The organism is Clostridium aestuarii (genome assembly GCF_026735135.1).
In the GTDB taxonomy this organism is placed as follows: Bacteria; Bacillota; Clostridia; order Clostridiales; family Clostridiaceae; genus Clostridium_H; species Clostridium_H aestuarii.
The window spans coordinates 396363-414739 of the sequence record NZ_JAPQER010000003.1; the positions used below are offsets into that span (position 1 = coordinate 396363).

General features: G+C 27.7%; 19 protein-coding genes. 17 read left to right on the forward strand and 2 right to left on the reverse strand.

Annotation, left to right across the window (positions count from 1 at the left end):
* Positions 1–48 precede the first annotated feature (48 nt).
* The 10 genes from helD to OW763_RS10080 all read left to right on the forward strand — a co-directional run bounded on the left by helD (position 49) and on the right by OW763_RS10080 (position 10494).
* The gene (gene helD / locus OW763_RS10035; protein WP_268040983.1) at positions 49–2337 is read left to right on the forward strand and encodes an RNA polymerase recycling motor HelD; all 2289 of its coding nucleotides are present in this window, start codon (positions 49–51) and stop codon (positions 2335–2337) included.
* Positions 2338–2548: 211 nt separating this feature from the next.
* Positions 2549–3727 carry an FprA family A-type flavoprotein gene (locus tag OW763_RS10040; RefSeq protein ID WP_268040984.1) on the forward strand — a complete coding sequence of 393 codons (1179 nt, stop codon included), beginning with the start codon at positions 2549–2551 and terminating at the stop codon, positions 3725–3727.
* A gap of 120 nt (positions 3728–3847) precedes the next feature.
* Entirely contained in the window at positions 3848–4237 is a 390-nt protein-coding gene (locus tag OW763_RS10045; RefSeq protein ID WP_268040985.1) for a hypothetical protein, read from the forward strand.
* Positions 4238–4255: 18 nt separating this feature from the next.
* On the forward strand, positions 4256–4804 hold the full coding sequence (locus OW763_RS10050; RefSeq protein ID WP_268040986.1) for a flavodoxin family protein: 549 nt from the start codon (positions 4256–4258) through the stop codon (positions 4802–4804).
* 301 nt (positions 4805–5105) lie between these two features.
* A complete protein-coding gene (gene glpX / locus OW763_RS10055; RefSeq protein ID WP_268040987.1) occupies positions 5106–6080 on the forward strand; it encodes a class II fructose-bisphosphatase in 975 nt (324 codons plus the stop codon).
* Between the two features lie 264 nt (positions 6081–6344).
* Complete coding sequence (gene hprK, locus OW763_RS10060; RefSeq protein WP_268041078.1) at positions 6345–7262, forward strand: HPr(Ser) kinase/phosphatase; 918 nt, start codon at positions 6345–6347, stop codon at positions 7260–7262.
* Positions 7252–7833 carry a 5-formyltetrahydrofolate cyclo-ligase gene (locus OW763_RS10065; RefSeq protein WP_268040988.1) on the forward strand — a complete coding sequence of 194 codons (582 nt, stop codon included), beginning with the start codon at positions 7252–7254 and terminating at the stop codon, positions 7831–7833. Before hprK ends, OW763_RS10065 begins: the two co-directional genes overlap by 11 nt.
* Before the next feature lie 37 nt (positions 7834–7870).
* Positions 7871–8815, forward strand: a complete 945-nt coding sequence (locus OW763_RS10070) for a magnesium transporter CorA family protein (protein WP_268040989.1) — start codon at positions 7871–7873, stop codon at positions 8813–8815.
* 92 nt (positions 8816–8907) lie between these two features.
* A complete protein-coding gene (locus tag OW763_RS10075; protein WP_268040990.1) occupies positions 8908–10326 on the forward strand; it encodes an aminopeptidase in 1419 nt (472 codons plus the stop codon).
* Between the two features lie 33 nt (positions 10327–10359).
* Positions 10360–10494, forward strand: a complete 135-nt coding sequence (locus OW763_RS10080) for a hypothetical protein (RefSeq protein ID WP_268040991.1) — start codon at positions 10360–10362, stop codon at positions 10492–10494.
* 123 nt (positions 10495–10617) lie between these two features.
* Here OW763_RS10080 and OW763_RS10085 read toward each other — a convergent pair whose 3' ends face one another.
* Both OW763_RS10085 and OW763_RS10090 read right to left on the reverse strand, forming a co-directional pair.
* A complete protein-coding gene (locus OW763_RS10085) occupies positions 10618–11010 on the reverse strand; it encodes a PPC domain-containing DNA-binding protein (RefSeq protein WP_268040992.1) in 393 nt (130 codons plus the stop codon).
* Positions 11011–11033: 23 nt separating this feature from the next.
* Positions 11034–11864 (reverse strand): PHP domain-containing protein, encoded by an 831-nt coding sequence (locus OW763_RS10090; protein WP_268040993.1) that lies wholly within the window; start codon positions 11862–11864, stop codon positions 11034–11036.
* A gap of 253 nt (positions 11865–12117) precedes the next feature.
* On the opposite strand from OW763_RS10090, the gene OW763_RS10095 reads away from it, so the two are divergent.
* From OW763_RS10095 to OW763_RS10125, 7 genes are all read left to right on the forward strand, one after another.
* A complete protein-coding gene (locus OW763_RS10095; RefSeq protein ID WP_268040994.1) occupies positions 12118–12690 on the forward strand; it encodes an anthranilate synthase component II in 573 nt (190 codons plus the stop codon).
* Positions 12690–14042 carry an aminodeoxychorismate synthase component I gene (gene pabB, locus OW763_RS10100; RefSeq protein ID WP_268041079.1) on the forward strand — a complete coding sequence of 451 codons (1353 nt, stop codon included), beginning with the start codon at positions 12690–12692 and terminating at the stop codon, positions 14040–14042. Before OW763_RS10095 ends, pabB begins: the two co-directional genes overlap by 1 nt.
* A 76-nt stretch (positions 14043–14118) precedes the next feature.
* On the forward strand, positions 14119–14865 hold the full coding sequence (locus OW763_RS10105) for an aminotransferase class IV (RefSeq protein ID WP_268040995.1): 747 nt from the start codon (positions 14119–14121) through the stop codon (positions 14863–14865).
* A 131-nt stretch (positions 14866–14996) separates the two neighbouring features.
* On the forward strand, positions 14997–15515 hold the full coding sequence (locus OW763_RS10110) for an HD domain-containing protein (protein ID WP_336296890.1): 519 nt from the start codon (positions 14997–14999) through the stop codon (positions 15513–15515).
* 84 nt (positions 15516–15599) lie between these two features.
* A complete protein-coding gene (gene folP, locus OW763_RS10115) occupies positions 15600–16403 on the forward strand; it encodes a dihydropteroate synthase (RefSeq protein ID WP_268040996.1) in 804 nt (267 codons plus the stop codon).
* A gap of 33 nt (positions 16404–16436) precedes the next feature.
* The gene (gene folK / locus OW763_RS10120; protein WP_268040997.1) at positions 16437–17255 is read left to right on the forward strand and encodes a 2-amino-4-hydroxy-6-hydroxymethyldihydropteridine diphosphokinase; all 819 of its coding nucleotides are present in this window, start codon (positions 16437–16439) and stop codon (positions 17253–17255) included.
* Positions 17256–17291: 36 nt separating this feature from the next.
* Complete coding sequence (locus tag OW763_RS10125; protein ID WP_268040998.1) at positions 17292–18200, forward strand: DMT family transporter; 909 nt, start codon at positions 17292–17294, stop codon at positions 18198–18200.
* The last annotated feature ends 177 nt before the right edge of the window (positions 18201–18377 follow it).

Sequence of the window (18377 nt, forward strand, 5' to 3'; positions counted from 1 at the left end):
GGTACCTTTTGTTATATAATTTATTAGTTATATAGTGGAGGTGCGTTTATGGTTTTAAAGAAAGAAGAACTAGTATTTGAAAAGAAAAAAACAGATGATACTAAATGTTGGATAGATAAAGAAATAAATAGAATTAATGAAAATAAAAAAGAACTAAAAATAAAACTTGTTGAATTGGAGAAAAATCATAAAAACTATAATGTTGAGTTTGAAATAACAAATAAGTTATACAGAAATTCTCTTAAAAATCACAAAAAATATAATGAAGCTAAGATACAGCCTTATTTTGCTAGAATAGATTTTAAAGAAAACCTTAGAGAAAAGGAAAGCTTTTATATTGGAAAATTTGGATTATATGATAGCGAAACTGAAGAAGAAATTGTAATAGATTGGAGAGCACCTATTGCTGATTTATATTATAGTGGGACACAAGGCAAAGTAATATATGCAGCTCCTATAGGTAAGATAGATGGAGAATTATTATTGAAACGTAAATTCTTATTTAAGGATTCTCAATTACTAGATGGATTTGATGAAGGAATAAACGACATAATTCTAAAATCAGGAATAGATGAAGAAGAGGGGAATACGCTTATAGATGAATTCCTTAAAATAAATTTAGAACGGAATATGAGCAGTAAACTAAAAGAGGTAGTAGCTACAATTCAAAAAGAACAAAATGATATAATAAGGGCTGGTATCAATAAACCTATTATAGTTCAAGGGTCAGCGGGATCAGGGAAAACTACAGTAGCACTTCACAGACTTGCTTATTTACTTTATAGGTATAAAGATAAGATACAGGCAAAAGATATTTTGGTAATTGCACCTAATAAATTATTTTTAGATTATATATCTCAGGTTCTTCCAAGTTTAGGAGCAGATGAAGTAAAACAAGTTACTTTTGAAGAGTTTGCATGTGAGAATATTGGTATAAAAAGTGAAATATATTCTAAGCATAAAAAATTAGGTTATATATTGGAATGTAAAGATGATGATACTAAAACATTAGTATTTAATAGCAGTAAATTAAAGGGAAGTGCTGTTTTTAGGATTATAATTGATAGGTATGTAAGATTTTTAGAAAGAAGAGATATTAATGTTGAATCTATTATGATTAATGAATATGTATTATTTGATAAAAAGATTATAAAAAAATTATATGCTAAAGATTTATCATATCTTCCATTAAACAAAAGAAAAAATGAAATGGAAAGGTATTTTAAAGGAAGAATAAAAGAAAAAGTTAGATTTATATGTGAACAAATAGATTTAAAGTATTATGATGAAATATATAAAGTAAAAAAAACAATAAAGGATGAAGAACAAAGAAGAAAAGTGATAATAGATTTATATGATAGAAGAGATAAAGATAAAAAGTTTATTCATGATAATTCTGAAAATGTGGTTAAAAAATATTTTAAAAAGTGGAAAGATGAAGATATTATAAAGTTATATCTTGAATTTTTTAATAATAAAGAAAGCTTTTATGAAGTTACAGATGGAAGGATACCACAGATTTTAACAGACTACATGATAAAAGAATTAAATGATAATTTTAATAGAGCGGTTATGGATAGTGATGATTTAGCTGCATTAATATATTTGAAATTCAAGATAGATGGAATTGAAGAAAAATATAAGCACATAGTTATAGATGAAGCGCAGGATTACAGTGCTTTTCAAATGGAAATATTAAAAAGTATAGTTTCAAACAATTCTTTAACAATAGTTGGAGATATAGGTCAGGGAATTTATTATTATAAAGGCATAGAAGAGTGGGATAAAGCTATAAATGATATTTTTAAAGGTGATGTAGATTATGTACCTATGACTCAGAGTTATCGTTCAACGGTTGAAATCATAAACTTTGCAAATGAAGTATTAAAGAAACAGAAAAATAATTTGAAACCTGCGGTACCAGTATTAAGGCATGGTAATGAACCTGAAATTATAGAATTTAAAACTGATGCTCAGTTTGCTAATGAACTTGACAAAGTATTAGAGTATGTACAGAGTCAGGAAAAAAACAACATAGCTATTATTGGAAGAAATTTAGAAGAATGTTTTAAGATAAAAGATGTTGTAGATCAGTACAGTGATTATAAATGGCATATCATAAAAGAAGCAGATGATACTTTAAATCTTGAAAGAATAATAATACCATCTTACATGACAAAAGGATTGGAGTTTGATTGTAGTGTAATATATAACTGCAGCGATAAAAACTATAAAAATATCGAACTAGATAAAAAGCTTTTATATGTTGTTTTGACAAGAGCACTACATTTAGAATACATATTTTTCAAGGGAAACAAATCAAAATTACTAGAATAAAATTATTTCGTATTTGAAATTTTTAATTATGTAATTTGCTGAATTGGATAATAAATAGAATATAAATGGAAATAATAAATCTGTAGACAAAAATTAGATAATAAATATTAATAGATAAAAAATATCAATTGAAAGCATTAGATTTTTATGATAAAATTTTTATTAAAATAGGAATAATAAAAGTATTTTTACATTATTAGGAGGGATTAAAATGAATGCAGTGGAATTAAAAGAAAGCGTTTATTGGGTTGGAGTTAAAGATCCTGAACTTGAAGTGTTTGACATAATAATGAATACTAAAAAAGGTACTACATACAATTCTTATATAATAAATGATGAAAAAGTTGCAGTTATAGACAGTGTAAAAGATGGGTTTCTTGATGAGGCTTTATATAATATTAAAGAAGTAATTGGAGATAAAAAGGTAGATTATATAATAGTTCAACATACAGAACTTGATCACAGTGGTTCTTTAAAAAAAATGCTTCAGGTTTACCCAGAGGCAGTTATAATAGCGTCACCAGCAGCTATAAGTTATTTACGAAATATATTAAATGAGGAATTTAAATTTGAGGATGCTTCAAAACTTAAAGAATTAGATTTAGGAAAACATAAATTAAAGTTTATATCTGCTCCAAATCTTCACTGGCCTGATACTATGTTTACTTATGTTGAAGAAAAAAAAATATTGTTTACTTGTGATGTAACAGGGGCTCATTATTGTCCAGATAATATAATTACAAATGATTATAATGATGAATACTTAAGTGAGTTCAAGTATTATTTTGATGTTATAATGGGACCGTTTAAAAAGTTTGTATTATCAGGAATACAAAAGATAGATGGATTACAAATAGACATAATTGCAGCAAGCCATGGCCCAATACATAGTGGAAAAGGTGTAAATAAAGTTCTTAATCTTTATAAAAAAATGTCAATTGAAGAACCTCTTAAGGAAAATATTCAAATTTTTTATATATCAGCATATCATAATACAGAAAAAATGGCTAAATATATAGCAGATAAAATAAATCAAAAAGGAATAGTAGCTGAAACTCATGAAATAACTTCTATGGATATAAGTGCTGCTGTAGAAATGGTGAATAAAGCTACAGGAATTCTTATAGGTTCCCCTACTATTAATCAGGATGCGGTTGAACCAGCATGGAGATTACTTACATCAATAGGAATTATACAAAACAGAGGAAAAGCAGCAGGAGCTTTTGGTTCCTATGGATGGAGCGGAGAAGCTGTTCCGATGATAACTTCAAGATTAAAATCTATGAAGTTCAAAACGGTAGATCAAGGCTTGAAATTTAAACTGGTTCCGTCAGAAGAAGATTATAAAATGGCAGATGAGTTTATTGACAAGTTTTTAGGACTTTTTTAAAGATTGCACCGTACTAAAAGAAAAGTACGGTGTGTTTTCTTAATTTAGTATATTATATAAGGAGGTGAGTTTTTATTAGGAGAGAGTAGTTAATATATTTTTTCTTAATAAAGATTAATGATGAATAAAAAAGAAATAGTGAATTTTTTACAAAACAATGGACTTAGTCAGGTGGAAGAAATAAGTTATAAAGAGGATATATTGGTTTTGAAATTTTTTTATGAGTTTGATAAGGATGAGATAGACGCGGCTAAGAGCTATGCAGATGATGAAAGTGATGATGTGAAAAGGGGAGAAATATGGAATGACGGATTTTTCATTCCATACTTAAGTGATATATCTGAAGATAATGTTGGAGAAATAATTGAAGAAATAACAGAAGAATTTGATTTAATAGCACAATATGTTTTATATAATGGGGACTATGAACAAGAATATAACGAATTTATAGGGATATTTTCAAAAAAAGATTTTGAAATAGAAGATATTTTAGAAAAATTAAATATTTAGTACGGAGTGATATTAATTTTGAAGACTTTAATATTTATGGCATCACCTAATAAAAAAGGAAATACACAAGCTATGCTGGAAGCTTTTTTAAAAGAATTAAGAGGAGAAACATACATAATCAATTGTTATGATGTAAATGTTAAACCTTGTATCGGTTGTAAAATTTGTTATACTTGTGAAGGAAAATGTTCTATAAATGATGATATGACATATATTTATGAAAAAATTAATGAAAGTGATAATATAGCTATATTTTCACCTATGTATTTTGCTTCTTACCCAGGAACATTAAAAAATATAATAGATAGAATGCAGGTTTATTGGAGTAAAAAATATATATTAAATTCAAACCAAACTATTAGCAAGAAAAAAGGAGTATTGTTTTTAAATGCAGGTAGTGAATGGAGAGATATGTTTAAACCTATGCAGAATATGTTTAAATATATAATGAAGAGTATAGGTGGTGAAGTTATAGGAGGAGTATACATAAGCAATACAGATAAGTTTCCAGTAAGAGAAAATGAAGAGGCATTTGAGAGAATATATGAAGTAGTAAGAAAACTATAAATTTTAGTAAAAATGTAGAATTAAAATAAATCGATGATAATTATTTATTATCGGTTTATTTTTTTGTTGTGTAGAAAATAAAAAAAATATGACTGATATATTATAAAACGTATATTTTCAATTTTAAATCCAATTAATAGTTATTTTATTGAAAATAATACAACATTCTTGATTTAAATCATAAATGTGATATAATATTGAATGTAATTAAAGGGAATGTGTATAATATTTAAACGATAAGATGTAAAAACACTACATATAATGTAAATAAATATAATAATATAATTTGGGGAGGATACAAATGATTAATACAGATGTTGCTATGGGATTAGTTAGGGTAACAGAAGCAGCAGCTCTTAGAGGGGCTAAGCTTATGGGAAGAGGAGATAAAAATGCAGCAGATCAAGAGGCTGTAAATGGAATGGAAAAAGCATTTAATTTGATGCCTATTCGTGGAACTGTTGTTATAGGAGAAGGAGAAATGGATGAAGCTCCAATGCTTTATATTGGACAAGAAGTAGGATTAGGTGAAGAAAATATGCCTGAAATGGATATTGCAGTAGATCCAATAGATGGAACTGTTCTTATTGCAAAAGGGTTACCAAATTCTATTGCTGTTGTTGCAATGGGACCTAGAAAAAGTCTTTTACATGCGCCGGATATGTATATGAAAAAGATTGCAGTTGGAGCTGGAGCTAAGGGAGCTATAGATATAAATAAATCACCAAAGGAAAATATTATAAATGTAGCAAAAGCTTTAAATAAAGACATACATGAAGTAACGGTAATAGTACAAGAAAGAGAAAGACATAATTATATAGTAGAACAAGCTAGAGAAGTAGGCGCAAGAGTTAAAATGTTTGGAGAAGGAGACGTTGCGGCTATTTTAGCATGTGGATTTGAAAATACTGGTATTGATTTAATGATAGGAACAGGTGGAGCACCAGAAGGTGTTATAGCAGCTGCAGCTATTAAGTGTATGGGCGGAGAAATGCAAGCTAAACTTGAACCTCATAATGATGAAGAAAAACAAAGATGTATTGCAATGGGAATTGAAGATGTTGAAAAAGTATTAACTATTGATGATTTAGTTAGAAGTGATGATGTTTATTTTGCAGCTACAGCACTTACAGAATGTGATTTGTTAAAGGGCGTTGTTTTTTCTAAAAATGAAACAGCTACAACTCATTCTATAGTCATGAGATCTAAAACATCAACAATAAGATTTGTTGAAGCTGTACATCACCTTTATAAAAGTAATCTTGTACAAAAATAGAGTATAAATACTAACGTTAAATAGAGTAATATAGATATAGGATAGATAGTATGACTATTTATTCTATATCTTTTTTTATTTAGTAATTAAAACATATTACATAAATGAGGAAAGATAAAGTTTTTATGTATAATTATAGATTAAACCATTAATATAATGTAAAATATATAAATAAGAATTATGCAATTGTATACTTTGATGATATAAAGTTTTAATTAAATTAATTGTTTAGAATAAAAAACACATAAGAAAAGAGGGCGGTCAATAGTGATAACAGTTGAAAGGTTAGTTAAGGATTTAGAACTTGAAGTTTTATCAGAAGGTGAAGAAGGAGTACAGATAAAAACTAGTGATATAAATAGACCTGGACTTCAATTTGCAGGATATTATGATTATTTTGCTAATGACAGAATTCAAATAATAGGTAAAGCTGAATGGAGTTTTTTGGAGACAATGCAAACTGAGGTTATAAAAAAAAGAATGAAAAAATTTTTTCAGTTTGAAGCTCCTTGTATTATTTTAGCAAGGGGGTTAGAACCTCATAGAGAATTTGTTGAAAATGCTAGATTGAATAAGAGATGGGTTCTAAGAAGTCAAACTTTGACTACAGAGATTATAACTAAGTTTAAAAATTATCTTGATAGAGAGTTAGCACCAGAAACTAGACTCCATGGTGTTTTAGTTGATGTTTATGGTATAGGGATTTTGATAACAGGAGAAAGTGGTATAGGCAAAAGCGAAACAGCTTTAGAACTTATAAAAAGAGGACATAGATTAGTAGCTGATGATGCTGTAGATATAAAAGAGATAGATGGTAATTTGTTTGGAACTGCTCCGTATATAACTTCAGGTATGATGGAAGTAAGAGGAATGGGAATAATAGATGTACCAGCACTTTATGGATTGAGTTCTATTTTGAAAGAGAAAATTATAGATTTTGTTATATATTTAGAACAGTGGAAGTCAGAACAAAATTATGATAGATTAGGAATAGACGAAGAATATGTAAATATACTAGATATGCCAGTAAAAAAAATAGTTGTACCAATAAGACCAGGAAGAAATATAGCTGTTATAATTGAAGCTGCGGCAGCAAACTACAGATATAGTAAGATGTCTAAGGTATCACCAGTAGAAACAATAGAAAAAAGGATGGAAGAAATATTTAACAATGCAAAGTAAAGAGGAGTTTAGAAAATTCATAACACAAAAAAGAAGTCTATTAAGTAAAAATAAAAAAGAAGATTTAGATAATAAAGTATTTAATAAACTAATAAAAAATAAAGCTTATAAAAACTCTAAGGTTATATTTTGTTTTGTAAGCTTTAAAAATGAAGTATATACCCATAAATTTATAAAATATGCAATTAAAGACAATAAGAGAGTGTGTGTGCCTAAGATAATATCAAAAGAAGAAGGTATGAAGGCTGTTGAAATAAAAAGTTTTCAAGATTTAAAAAGTGGTGCTTATGGTATTTTAGAACCCTTAAATTTTAATCTGCAAATTGATGAAAAACATATTGATTTAGCTTTAATACCTGGAATGGCATTTGATAAATATGGTGGAAGAATAGGGCTCGGTGGCGGATTTTATGATAGATTTTTAAAAAAAGTTAATAAAAATACTTTAAAACTGAGTTTAGCATATGATTTCCAAATATTTGATAAGGTTCCTGTGGAGAAGCATGATATTAGAATAGATGGAATAATCACCAATAAAAAAACAAATACTATAAATAAATGGTTAAGATAATTCTAAACTATACCATATTATCTAATTTGGTGATCATATGCAAATATTGGATATTCTAAACGGTTTTACGAAAGTTAGGGAAGATACATATAAAATTGGGAAGAGTAATTATTGGATATTAGTAAATCCTAAAGAAATTACTAACTTAAAAGATAAATTTATTTTAGATGAGGAAAGCATTAATCAATGTATTACAGAAAGTAACAGGTCATCTAAAATAATTTTTTTTGATGGTTATATATTTTTAAGTCTTAATATATTAGGGTACAGAAATGAGATAATTGAAAGTAGAGAATTAAACATATATTTAAGCAAAGATTATATAATTACTGTTTGTAAAGGTGAAATAAGCATAATTAAAGACTTAATAGAAGATATTAAGAATATGAAAAATTGTTTTATGATTAGAGATAATCCTAAGCCTTCAATAATTTTGTACTATATTTTAGATAGAATTATAGTTAAAAATTATAATATAATATCTGACTTAGAAACAAAGGCAGACAAAATAGAAATTTCTATTTTAAAGAATCCTTTGAATGAGCATGCAGATGAACTTATACATCTAAGAAGACAAGTATACAAGATAAGAAAATATTTAAATCCACTAAGATATATAGGAGATAGTTTGGTTAGTAATGATAATTCTATATTTGATGAAAATGATATAAAATTTTTTCATAATATTAACCAGAAAATTAATAAGCTTATGCTGTCAATTGAAAGTTTGGTACAGGATTTAGCGCTGGTCAGAGAAGCATTTGAATCTGAAATTGCTAACAAAACTAATGGTCTTATGAAGGTGTTTACTGTAATAACAAGTATCTTTTTACCTCTAAATTTATTAACTAGTATGCAGGGAATGAACTTTGAAAATATACCTTTTGTAAGTTATAAGTATGGATATTATTATACACTAGGTATTATGATAGTAATTGTTATTATACTTATGTATATATTTAGAAGAAAAAGATGGTTATAGAGTGGTTTAAAATGAAAGGTTTTCCATTTTGTATTTTATGATATAATGGATAGTGAATTGTAAAATTAGACATCAAAATAGGGGGAATATATATGTCAGAACAAAAAAAAGTAGAAAAAGACTTACAGAAAAAATATGAATATGCTTGGAATAAGTATTCTAAAGACGATTTGGAAAATGTATTTAAACTAAATGATAGATACATAGACTTTATGTCTAAATGCAAAACTGAAAGAGAATGCATAGATGAATTTATAGTTCTTGCAGAAAAGGCAGGCTATAAGAATGTAGAAGATATAATAAAGGAAAATGGTAGCTTAAAATCAGGAGATAAGGTTTATGCAAATAATAAAGGTAAAACTTTAGCAATGTTTATAGTAGGAAGTGAATCTTTTGAAAAAGGACTAAGAATATTAGGAGCACATGTTGATTCACCAAGATTAGATTTAAAACAAAATCCATTATATGAGGATACAGATTTAGCTTTATTTGATACCCATTATTATGGTGGAATTAAAAAATATCAATGGGTAACACTACCACTTGCAATTCATGGAGTTATGATTAAAAAAGACGGAACAACTGTAAATATTGTTATAGGGGAAGAAATAAGTGATCCAGTAGTTGGTATTTCAGATTTATTGGTTCATTTATCAGCAGATCAACTTCAAAAAAAATTAGCTAAAGGAATTGAAGGAGAAGACTTAAATATACTAGTGGGAAGTATTCCAATTGAAGATAAAGATGCTAAAAACAGAGTGAAATTAAATATATTAAAGATATTAAATGAAAAATATGATATTGAAGAAGAGGATTTTGTATCAGCAGAGCTTGAAGTAGTTCCAGCTGGTGCTGCAAGACATTATGGACTTGATAAGAGTATGGTTATGGCTTATGGTCATGATGATAGAGTGTGCTCTTTTACATCATTTGAAGCAATGCTTGAAATTGAAAATTCAACAAAGACATGTGTAACTTTATTAGTTGATAAAGAAGAAGTTGGTAGTATTGGAGCAACAGGAATGCACTCTAAATTCTTTGAAAATTCAGTGGCTGAAGTTATGAATCTAGTAGGAGATTACAGTGAATTAAAATTAAGACGTACTCTTGCTAATTCAAAAATGTTATCATCAGATGTAAGTGCTGCGTTTGATCCAAACTATCCAGCTGTAATGGAAAAGAAAAATGCTGCTTACTTTGGAAAGGGAATTGTATTTAATAAATATACAGGTGCTAGAGGAAAATCAGGATGTAATGATGCTAGTCCAGAGTATATAGCAGAAATAAGAACTATGATGGAAAAATATAATGTATCATGGCAAACTGCTGAACTTGGAAAAGTTGACCAAGGAGGCGGTGGAACTATAGCGTACATACTTGCTGAATATGGTATGGATGTTATAGATTGTGGTGTTGCTGTTCAGAACATGCATGCTCCATGGGAAGTTGTAAGTAAAGCTGATGTATATGAAACAATGAGAGGATATTATGCATTTTTACAAGAAGCGTAAAATTCTTCATAATAAACAGGTTGGAGATAAAAAATGGATAAAATTTTAGAGTTTATCAATAATCCAGCTAATAACAAGGATATATATTTTTTATTTGTGTTAATAGGATTAGGAATTTTATTTAACACAATAAAAAAGGTAATAGATGAAATTAAGAATAAAAAATAAAGATAGTTAATATTTTTATAAAATTGCTGACAAGTTGTTTGTCAGCAATTTTTGTTTTAAAATTAAAGTTTAAGTGAATTTTAAATTCTATATTGTGAAAATATAAAAAGCTAATAATTAAATTTATTTTGAGATATGTAATTCTTTATAGCCTGTTTTTTTATCAAATTCTCTTGTGAATTTCAAATGATCTAAATCAGCAATAATAATTTCAGCTGTAGTTCCAATTAAACAGTTTTCTTTTAAATGTCCGCCAATTACATTTCCTTTTTCATCTGATAAAGAAATATGTAGATGAATACCATCTTTGCATAAAGTACCTACTAAGGAAACTATTTCGTAATTTTTTTCAAAATCTTTTATAATTGATGCATTAGCCATTCTAAGGGTTGCTCTAGTAATACAACCAACGCATGTTAAAATGCATCCAGCATTTATATTGTTTTCTTTTGTAAAGTTAATTAATTCTTTTTTTAAGTCTTGACCAGTTGTTAATCTTACAGCATAAGTTTTCAAGACTGCACCTCCATCATTGAAAATTAGCTTATAGCTTTTAAAAATTCAGTTAAGTATTCTCCTTCAAGTATAGAATTGCCTATGTATCCGTGCTTTTTATCGTTTTTGTCAAGACCATGATAATCAGAACCAGCAGTTATAAGTTTATTATGTTTTTTGGCTATATCTTTAAACTTTTGTTCTTCACCTGGTTTGTTTAGTGGATAAATTGCTTCAATTCCATCAAAATCAAATTTCATAAGATCTTCTGTTTTAGATTTTTTTATAAGAGTAGGATGAGCTAGAGATACAAAAGCATCCGCAGATTTAAGTATATTGATACCTTCAAGTATGCTTATATTTTTAGTGGGAACATAAGCAGGACTATTGTTTCCTATAATGTTATTAAAAATATAATTCCAATCATAAGAATAGCCTGCGTCTATTATGGCTTTTGCAATATGTGGTCTTGCAATGATTCCTTTGTTTTTTGATAATATTTGGTCGTAACTAATGTATATATCAAAAAATTTCTTTAGGTTATGTACTATTTTTTCACCTCTTTTTATTCTGTGTTCTTGTAATATATTTAAGTGGCTTTGAAGAGTAGGCGACTTATAGTTATCATCTTTAAAATATCCTAATAGATGAACACTTTCGCCGTTATGTCGTGTAGTTAATTCTATACCAGGAATAACTTTTAAAGATATTTCTTTTCCTTTTTTCAAAGCATTATCAATGCCATTGGTGTTATCATGATCTGTTATTGCTATTATGTGTAAACCTTCTTTTTTAGCTAGTTCAACTAATTTAGCTGGGGATAGTTTTCCATCAGATGCATTTGTATGATTGTGAAAATCACCTTTTTTATACATAGTATTTCACCTCAACTGGATAAGTTATTTTTATTTAACATTTATTGGCTGTTAAAAACACAAGTTACTCACTCATTATATACCTAAATTTATTTATTATACTAGTGAATTTGCTTTAAATTTTATATGAGGGAATACTATTTATATATGTTTATAAAATAATTTATGTAAGGATTTGATATGTACCATACAAAAAGCTTTTGATATAATAGAACTAATTTTTAAAATTTAGATTATATAAAGGTGGTATATTATGTTTTTAATGATAGATAATTATGATTCCTTTGTCTATAATCTTGTAAGATATTTTGAGGAATTAGGAGAAGATATTAAAGTATATAGAAATGATAAAATTACCATAGAAGATATAAAGAAAATGGATTTAGAAGGAATAATAATTTCGCCAGGACCTAAAGACCCTAAAGATGCAGGAAACTCTATAGAGATTATAAAGAATTTTAGAGGTGAAATTCCTATTTTGGGAATATGCCTTGGACACCAAGCTATAGGGTATGTATTTGGAGGAAAAATAGTAAAAGGTGAAAGACCTATGCATGGCAAGATATCTAATGTATATCATAATAACAAAGGAATATTTAAGGGGATAAAAAACCCTTTGAAGGTTACTAGATATCATTCGCTGGTTGTGGATAAAGAAAGTTTACCTTCTTGTTTTTCAATAACTTGTGAGACTGAAGATGGTGTTATAATGGGACTTAAGCATAAAGAATATGATATAGAAGGCGTTCAATTTCATCCAGAGGCAGAGCTGACGGAATGTGGACATGAAATTCTTGAAAATTTTATAAAGAGGTGCAAAATATGATAAATCCATTAATAGAAGAAATTGATACTGAGCTTGATGCTTTTAGTATATATTCTATATTTAAAGATTTGAATGAAAGTGTTTTTTTAGATAGTGGTATGGACAGAGAAAGATTAGGAAGATATTCTTTTATTGGATTAAATCCTTTTATAACTTTTAAATTTAAAAACGATACATGTTTTTTCAATGGAAAAAGATACGAAGGAGATGTTTTTGAAGAATTAAAAAAAATTATAAAAAAATATAAGCTGAAGAATAATACCCATCTTCCTTTTATAGGAGGTGGTATAGGTTATTTTTCTTATGACTTAGGAAGAAACCTAGAGCAACTTCCAGAAATAGCATTTGAGGATGTGGATATACCTCATTGTTATTTTAATTTTTATGATAATGTAATTGTAATAGACCATGTTAATAATAAAGTTTATTTAACTGCACTTGGTATTTTAAAAGAACCTGAGAAGAGTATATGCAGTATAAAGGATAAAATACATAAAGGCAAGAAAGTAAAACATACAAAATTTAAACAAACTAAACTTCATTTTGACTCTAATTTTAATAAAGAAGAGTATATTAAGACTGTAGATAAAGTTAGAGAATATATAAAAAATGGAGATATATACATAACTAATTTAACTCAAAGATTTACATGTAGTACAAAAAAAGAACCTTATGAGGTTTATAAAAATTTAAGAAGCATAAATCCAGCTCCTTTTGCTGCTTTTATGAAATTAAGTGGATTTAGTATAGTTTCTTCATCACCAGAAAGATTTTTAAAAATAAGAAATGGAGTTGTAGAAACAAGACCAATAAAGGGTACAAGACCAAGAGGGGAAAATAAAGAAGAGGATTTCAAAAATAGACAAGAACTTATAAATAGTGAAAAAGATAAATCGGAACTCTTAATGATTGTTGACCTTGAGAGAAATGATTTAAGTAGAGTATGCAAACCAAAATCTGTTAAGGTTACGGAAATTTTTAAACTTGAAGAATATAGTACAGTATATCATCTGGTTTCAACAATAAAAGGAGAATTACAGGATGAATGCACTTCAATAGATTGTATAAAGGCATGTTTCCCTGGAGGCTCTATAACTGGTGATCCTAAAATACGTTCTATGGAAATAATAGATGAATTGGAGAAGGTAAGAAGAAATATATATACTGGGTGTATAGGATATATAGGATTTGATGATAATGTAGATTTAAATATAGTTATAAGAACAATTCTTATGAAAGATGATAAGGCTTATATGGGAGTTGGCGGAGGAATAACTTGGGAATCAGATTCGGAAGCTGAATACTATGAAACATTAGATAAAGCTAAAGCTTTATTTGAAAGTTTTGCATAAATATTCACGAAGGTGTATAATTATTGTATTCTTTAAGAAACTAATTAAAAAATCTTACCTACAATGAGGTGTTTTTGTGATAATAGTTAACAATGAGTTAAAGAAAGAAAGTAAAATTCATTTAGATAACGGTTTTTTATTTGGAAGAGGATTGTTTGAAACTATTTTAATTAAAGATAAACCTGTTTTTTTGAAGGAACACTTACATAGACTAAATGCAGGGCTTGTAAAGATAGGAATAAAGACTCAAATTTCAGAACAATATTGCCTTGGAAATATAAAAAAATTAAATTGCAGCAATTGTGCAGTTAAAATAGTTGTGAGTGAAAATAATATAATTTTTACTAAAAGAGAAATAGGATATAAAGAAGAAGACTATATTAATGGGTTTAAGGTGAAAATAAGTGATATTACAAGAAATACTAATTCATATATAACATATTTAAAATCCTTAAATTATTTAGATAATATAATTGAACGAGAAAAGGCTTTAAAAGAAGGGTATAATGAGGTTTTGTTTTTTAATAATAATGGGTATTTAAGCGAAGGAAGTGTTTCAAATTTGTTTTTTATTAGAGAAGGAAATATATGTACTCCATCTTTAAAATGTGGACTTCTTCCTGGAGTGGTAAGAAATTGGATTATCAGCAATTTTAAAGTTTTACAAGGAAAGTTTATTTTAGAAGATTTAAAAAACAGTGAAGGAGTATTTTTGACTAATAGTTTAATGGGAATTATGCAGATATATAGCATAGAAGAAAAAATTTTAAATAAAAGTGATATAATAAGAAGTATTAAATCTAAGTATGAGTCTGTTCTTTAAGTTATATGTGTTTTTAATTTTGAATATAAATAAATGAGAAAATTGCATAATTTTAAAATCACATAGCTACATGAAAATTTTAATTATGTAATTTTCTTAGAGATAAATAATTAAAATAGAGAGGTAGTTTAATGGGGATTGAAGAATTAAATTACATGGAGAGAGTAAGTAAGATTTTATATCACGAAAAATTTAATGAGTATTTAAAAAAAATTATGAAATATGAGCGAAAAAGAGAATTTTGTAAACATGATATACAACATTTTTTAGATACTGCAAGAATAGCGTATATTTTAAATTTAGAAAAAGGCTTTAATATACACAAGGAAGTGGTTTATGGTGCGGCTCTTCTTCATGATATAGGAAGATGGAGAGAATATGAGAATGGTATTCCGCATAATATAGCAAGTTCTGATTTAAGCGAAAAGATTTTAATTGATAGTGGATTTTCAAAAATAGAAATACAAAAGATAAAAAAAGCCATATTAAATCATAGAAAAAAGGATAAAGATATAATTGAAGAAAAAGAAGCGTATTTAAGTGATATAATATATGCGGCGGACAAATTATCAAGAAATTGTTTTTGCTGTAGAAGTAGAAAAAAATGTAACTGGTCAGATGAGAAGAAAAATTTAAACTTAAAATATTAATACTTATCCACTTGTATAGTAATTTGCTATGCAGGTGGATTTACATGTTGAATTAATTTTTTACAATAAAAGGGAGGAAATGTTATGAAAATAGGTAATAAAGAATTTAAAATAGGAGAAAAAACATATGTTATGGGAATACTTAATGTTACTCCTGATTCATTTTCAGATGGTGGCAAATTTAGTAATGTAGACAAAGCAGTAGCTCATGCTAAGAAAATGATAGAAGAAGGAGCAGATATTATAGATGTTGGAGGGGAATCTACAAGACCAGGGCACCAGAAAGTTTCAATTGAAGAAGAGATAAAAAGAGTTGTTCCTGTTATAGAGGTTTTAGTTAAGGAAATAGATATACCAATTTCAATAGATACTTCAAAAGCCAAAGTAGCGGAAATGGCGGTGAAGGTAGGAGCTTCACTTATTAATGATGTTTGGGGATTCAAAAAAGATCCTGAAATTTCAAAAATAGCAGCGAAATATGATGTGCCATGCTGTCTTATGCATAATAGAAATGATAAGAATTACAATAATATCATGGAAGATATGTTAATGGATTTACAGGAAAGTATTGATATTGCTTTAAAGGCAGGCGTAAAAAAGGAAAATATAATCTTAGATCCAGGTATAGGTTTTGCTAAAACATATGAAGGTAATTTAGAAGTTATGAATAAGTTGGAAGAATTAAATAAACTGGACTATCCTTGGTTATTAGGTACATCAAGAAAATCTATGATTGGGATTACATTGGATTTACCAGCAGATGAAAGAGTAGAGGGAACTATTGCTACTACCGTAATTGGTATAATGAAGGGCTGTGACTTTGTAAGAGTACATGATGTAAAAGAAAATAAAAGAGCCTGTGATATGACTGATGCTATAGTAAGATAAAATTTATTGTGTGATAAGAATGGAGTGAGATGTTTGGATAAAATATACATAGAGGATTTGGAAGTATACGCTTTTCATGGAGTTAATGAAGAAGAGAAAAGAATGGGGCAGAAATTTTTAATATCAGTTGAATTGTTTTTGGACTTATCTCAAGCAGGAAAAAGTGATGATTTAACTAAAACAGTTAATTATGGTCAGCTGTGTTGTGACATTGAAGAAGAATTTAAAAACGAAAAATATGATTTGATTGAAAAATCTGCAGAAGAGATTGCAAAATATATTCTTTTAAATTATGATTTGCCTCAAAGAGTAAAAGTTATTGTAAAAAAACCTTGGGCGCCTATTGGAAAGCCTATAAAATATGCGGCAGTTGAGGTGGATAGAGCATGGCATAAAGCTTATATAGCAGTAGGCTCAAATTTAGGAAGTAAAGAAGAAAATATTAAACAAGCCATTAATAAAATAAATGAGTCTGGACTAACTAAAGTAACTAAGCAATCCAATATATATGAAACAGCTCCAGTAGGATATTTAGACCAAGATAATTTTTTTAATGGAGTTTTTGAAGTGAAAACCCTTTTAGAACCAAGAGAGCTTATGAAATTATTATTAAAGATTGAAAAGGATCTAAAAAGAGAGAGAATAATAAAATGGGGACCAAGAACTATGGATTTAGATATAATTTTATATGATGATTGTGTAACAAATTTTGAAGAAGCTATTATACCTCATCCGAGAATGCATGAGAGAATGTTTGTTTTGGAACCACTTTGTGATATAGCACCATATTTAATGCATCCTGTATTAAATAAAAGAATTTATCAGTTAAAAGAAGAATTAAAAGGAAAATAATTATCATATTAAAACTGGACAGGGGGAGGGTAAAATATGAAGCATATTGATAATAAAAAAAGTATTTTAGCAGATATGTCATTGCTTTTAGTAGCCATTGTATGGGGAGGGGGATTTGTAGCAGTAAAAGATGCTTTAGATAATATTCCACCATTTTGTATAGTAGCTTTGAGATTTATAATTGCTACTTTACTATTATGTATAGTATTTTGGAAAAAAATAAGATTAGTAACTAAAAAGGATATTAAATCAGGAACAGTAATAGGAATATTTTTATTTGGAGGTTATGCAACTCAAACTATAGGTCTTCAATATACAACAGCGGCAAAACAAGGCTTCTTAACAGCAACTTATGTTGTTATTGTACCTTTTTTAGCATGGATTGTTAATAAAAAGCGACCAGATTTATATTCAATAATAGCAGCTTTTTTAACTTTAATAGGTATAGGAATGTTAAGCTTACAAGATAGTTTACATATAGGATTAGGTGATAGTCTTACACTTGTATGTGCAGTATTTTTTGCAGCACAAATAATAGCAATTAGTTTTTATACAGAAACAGTAGATCCTATAATACTTACTATTGTTCAGCTAGGGGTATGTGGAATTATTTCGGCTGTAAGTGCGCTTGCTTTTGAAACTATTCCTAAACAAATAGGGACTCAAAGTATTATGTCTGTTTTATATTTAGGATTATTTAGCACTATGCTTGCTACTATAATTCAAAATATAGCACAAAAATATACTTATGAAACTCATGCAGCTATAATTCTTTCTATGGAATCACTTTTTGGATGTATATTATCAGTTCTTTTGTTAGGTGAATTATTTACAATAAAAATGGTTTTTGGTTCTATATTTATATTAGCAGCTGTAATAACTGCTGAAACTAAGTGGAATTTTTTAAAACCTAAACATAAACGAAGAAGTACTGCTTTAGAATAAAAAGAATGCACGGGAAACCGTGCTTTTTTTATTATCTGAATATAAGAATATTGTGAAGTAATATTATTATATGGTGTTTTAGTTTTAGAGATTACGAATTAAAAAAATAAAAAATATATTAAAAAGTACTTCTAAAAGTACCAGTATAGTAAATAAAGATATTATAGGATGATTAAT

Coding starts and splice junctions, on each gene's coding strand:
- helD (WP_268040983.1), top strand. CDS start 49: ATGGTTTTAAAGAAAGAAGAACTAGTATTTGAAAAGAAAAAAACAGAT.
- OW763_RS10040 (WP_268040984.1), top strand. CDS start 2,549: ATGAATGCAGTGGAATTAAAAGAAAGCGTTTATTGGGTTGGAGTTAAA.
- OW763_RS10045 (WP_268040985.1), top strand. CDS start 3,848: ATGAATAAAAAAGAAATAGTGAATTTTTTACAAAACAATGGACTTAGT.
- glpX (WP_268040987.1), top strand. CDS start 5,106: ATGATTAATACAGATGTTGCTATGGGATTAGTTAGGGTAACAGAAGCA.
- OW763_RS10065 (WP_268040988.1), top strand. CDS start 7,252: ATGCAAAGTAAAGAGGAGTTTAGAAAATTCATAACACAAAAAAGAAGT.
- OW763_RS10070 (WP_268040989.1), top strand. CDS start 7,871: ATGCAAATATTGGATATTCTAAACGGTTTTACGAAAGTTAGGGAAGAT.
- OW763_RS10075 (WP_268040990.1), top strand. CDS start 8,908: ATGTCAGAACAAAAAAAAGTAGAAAAAGACTTACAGAAAAAATATGAA.
- OW763_RS10080 (WP_268040991.1), top strand. CDS start 10,360: ATGGATAAAATTTTAGAGTTTATCAATAATCCAGCTAATAACAAGGAT.
- OW763_RS10090 (WP_268040993.1), bottom strand. CDS start 11,864: ATGTATAAAAAAGGTGATTTTCACAATCATACAAATGCATCTGATGGA.
- OW763_RS10095 (WP_268040994.1), top strand. CDS start 12,118: ATGTTTTTAATGATAGATAATTATGATTCCTTTGTCTATAATCTTGTA.
- OW763_RS10110 (WP_336296890.1), top strand. CDS start 14,997: ATGGGGATTGAAGAATTAAATTACATGGAGAGAGTAAGTAAGATTTTA.
- folP (WP_268040996.1), top strand. CDS start 15,600: ATGAAAATAGGTAATAAAGAATTTAAAATAGGAGAAAAAACATATGTT.
- OW763_RS10125 (WP_268040998.1), top strand. CDS start 17,292: ATGAAGCATATTGATAATAAAAAAAGTATTTTAGCAGATATGTCATTG.